This is a genomic window from Oleiphilus sp. HI0061 (assembly GCF_001635675.1).
Map to the genome: position 1 here is coordinate 1 of NZ_LWFE01000715.1, position 2,742 is coordinate 2,742.

Below are 2,742 nucleotides of genomic sequence, written 5' to 3' on the forward strand. Positions count from 1 at the left end.
ATATGCGAATAAAAAAGCCTAACAAGTTTAGCCTGCCTCGCCCCGGAAAAATCCCCGGGGCTGGACTCGCTATCGCTCGCCGCAGCTAAAGGCGTTAGCTGTAAAAAAGGAGTTAAATTGAAGCACATATTTGTTATTGCAGTTTTAGCCTTATTGTCAGGTTGTAGTTCAATGGTAAAGACCGAAATTGGAGATTACGATTACGGCAAAAGTTTAAGTGAACTACAAAGTCAGCATATCGAGTTACAACCTCAGGATGGTTTATTCTCTGAACCACGAATTAGCATTCCATTAGATGATGCTAAAAGCCTTTGGGGAGAGCCCCAAAGTACGGAAAATCTATGGGGCGAAAAAGCTTTGGGTTCTGGTATCGCTTTAAGTGCAGCAGCTACTGGCTTAATTAGTTGGGCGGGTTATGGAGTAATAGAGCTGATGTTTTTGCCTCCTTGCCAAGAACATGTATGGTCAATAAAAAATAAACAAGTCTTAGCTAAAAGCTGCAGTACCATTGGTACAGGGTATCAATCCAAAATAGTAAAATGGGATTGGTCCGAAAATTAAATCAGCTAACAAGTTTAGCCTGCCTCGCCCCGGAAAAGGCCCCGGGGCTGGACTCGCTATCGCTCGCCGCAGCTAAAGGCGTTGGTATGACTCCCCACGTCAAGAGGCCCGCACAAAATCCTGCCGGAACCTCGGCCAGAGCCTTTCTTTTTAATTAACATTCTTCCCGTTAGGGAAGCGTCAACGCATCAGATGAAGCAAGTAATTTCGACGGTGATCATGCTGGTATTCGTGGGTTGCTAACGCGACGCGTTAACCTATCCAACCTTACTTATTACGTCGTGGTGCCTGTCTTCAGTCTATGCTCGTGGATCAATGTACTGCTAGCTCATTGCCAACCTAACGCCTTCGGTGATTGCACCACAGCCGCTGCTTGATCTTTTGCATTGACGCTAAACTTGTTCATGTATTATTCCTTATCTACTTAAGCGGGTACGCGTGAGATTCGTGTTTTTGGATCTATTCTGGGTAAGGTGACTTCCTTCGAGATTGACCAGATATAAGCTATCAGTTCTCGTGCGATCGCCGTTACCACGACACTTCGATGTTTACCTTTGTGTATTAGTCGTTGATATCGTCTACATAATCTCTGTTGTGCTTGCCAAGCTTGATCAATTACCTCTTTCGGCAATCCTTCCTGCCTGAGCTGTAATTCCTTCGATATCTTTGCGGGATAGCGATAGCTATGTGCAGCCTCAACTAACAATCTCCTCGCTCGCCCATTTCCACAATTGGTGATCGCGCCTAAGTGTCGTTTTCCTCCACTTGAATGCTCGGAGGGCGTCGTTCCGATATAACTCATCAGTTTTCTAGGGCTATCAAATCGTGTTAAGTCTCCTAGCTCTACAATGACACCAGTGGCGGTGAGCAGTCGAACGCCTCTCAAGGCTTGTATCGCTTTCACAACCGGATAATATCGCCATTGCTTCACGTGATGGGCGAGTTCATTGTCCAGACGCTCTAGTCGAGCATTGCGTTCTGAAATGGTTTGAATCATCTCTTGCAAGACAAATTGCTGACTAGGATGAGGTAAGATGATCTCTGTTAACCAACGAAGGTGTTTTAAGCTCCAATTTGATTTGCCTGAATAGTTAATATGGTTTCTGAGCAGCAAGGCTTTTAGCTGGAAACGTGCATTATTCAAATCATGCATTGCACGCTCACGTGCTCGAGATAGATCTCGTATTGCTTCATCTGCGGGTTCAGGAACGTAAATCGGATCAAGGTCGCCATTACGAACCAAACGAGCTAAATCTTGTGCATCGCGTTTATCTGTTTTCACGCGTTGTCCGGGTTTCTTTGGAATCAGTGATGGCGCAACAACATAGCAACAATGGCCTAAGCTTGTCAGCAATCGATAAATCCAGTAGCCACAGGGGCCTGCTTCATAAACAAAATGCAGGGTAGCCTGCGGGTATTTGCTTTCAAACTGTCTTGCCATCTTGGTAAGTGATACTTTGGCTGAAGAAACTCTTCCAAGATGTTTTACTTCTGAGCCTCGTTGATCTTCGCAATATGCGACTTCGGTGAACTCCTTATGGGTGTCCAATCCGACAAAAATTATGGTATTGTTTTTCATGGTGCTGGCCTCCGCTTATATGGTATGACACATATATTATGGCTCTGGCTTTGCTAACCCACGATAGGAGGTCAGCACTCTTTTGGGACGTGGGGAGTCATTATGTCTATGTGTATTAATGAATGGAATTCTTGCAATGAGCAAAGTAAAAATATTGGAGTATCCTAAGAAAGGAGAACCTGATTATAGCCATCTTAACCTCGTTGTAGAGTTTTTGCTTAGCTCAGGAAATAAGTCTGCCAACGAATATATTTGGGGTGTAAACAGAACGGGATACTTTTGTCACTTGGTCAAGGATATCAACTTCGAAGCTTTACGATTGCACTTTGATATTCCGCCTTCAATAGAGCTAAGTGAAACTGAACAGCGTATTAGCTGCATGAATACTTATACTGACATCAAAGTAACAAAGAAAAAATGCACATAACCAACAGCTCAAACGGACTCCGTAACAATCGCATCATTTTTGTTCCAAAAATGCCGCCATTGTTACTCCTCCGTTTAGCTGGGCGTTACATGTATTAAGGAATATCGTGGCTAGGCAAAAGGAAGTATGCGAAAAATTTAAGGCCGACTTCATACCTTGCTCTGAAATAGAGAAG

Annotated in this window: 3 protein-coding genes; 2 read left to right on the plus strand and 1 reads right to left on the minus strand. The window is 44.1% G+C overall.

Features of this window, described 5'->3' with window-relative positions; genetic code table 11:
* The first annotated feature begins 117 nt into the window (after window positions 1–117).
* A complete protein-coding gene (locus A3735_RS08980) occupies window positions 118–561 on the plus strand; it encodes a hypothetical protein (protein WP_068510921.1) in 444 nt (147 codons plus the stop codon).
* A 424-nt stretch (window positions 562–985) separates the two neighbouring features.
* On the opposite strand, the gene A3735_RS08985 is transcribed toward A3735_RS08980, so the two are convergent.
* Window positions 986–2,140, minus strand: a complete 1,155-nt coding sequence (locus A3735_RS08985; RefSeq protein WP_068510502.1) for an IS110 family transposase — start codon at window positions 2,138–2,140, stop codon at window positions 986–988.
* Window positions 2,141–2,276: 136 nt separating this feature from the next.
* Between A3735_RS08985 and A3735_RS08990 the strand changes: the two genes are divergently transcribed.
* Window positions 2,277–2,567, plus strand: a complete 291-nt coding sequence (locus A3735_RS08990) for a hypothetical protein (protein ID WP_068511499.1) — start codon at window positions 2,277–2,279, stop codon at window positions 2,565–2,567.
* Window positions 2,568–2,742 lie beyond the last annotated feature (175 nt).

Excerpts from the sequence above, each read along its gene's own strand:
- A3735_RS08985 (WP_068510502.1), bottom strand. The coding sequence starts at position 2,140 with ATGAAAAACAATACCATAATTTTTGTCGGATTGGACACCCATAAGGAG.
- A3735_RS08990 (WP_068511499.1), top strand. The coding sequence starts at position 2,277 with ATGAGCAAAGTAAAAATATTGGAGTATCCTAAGAAAGGAGAACCTGAT.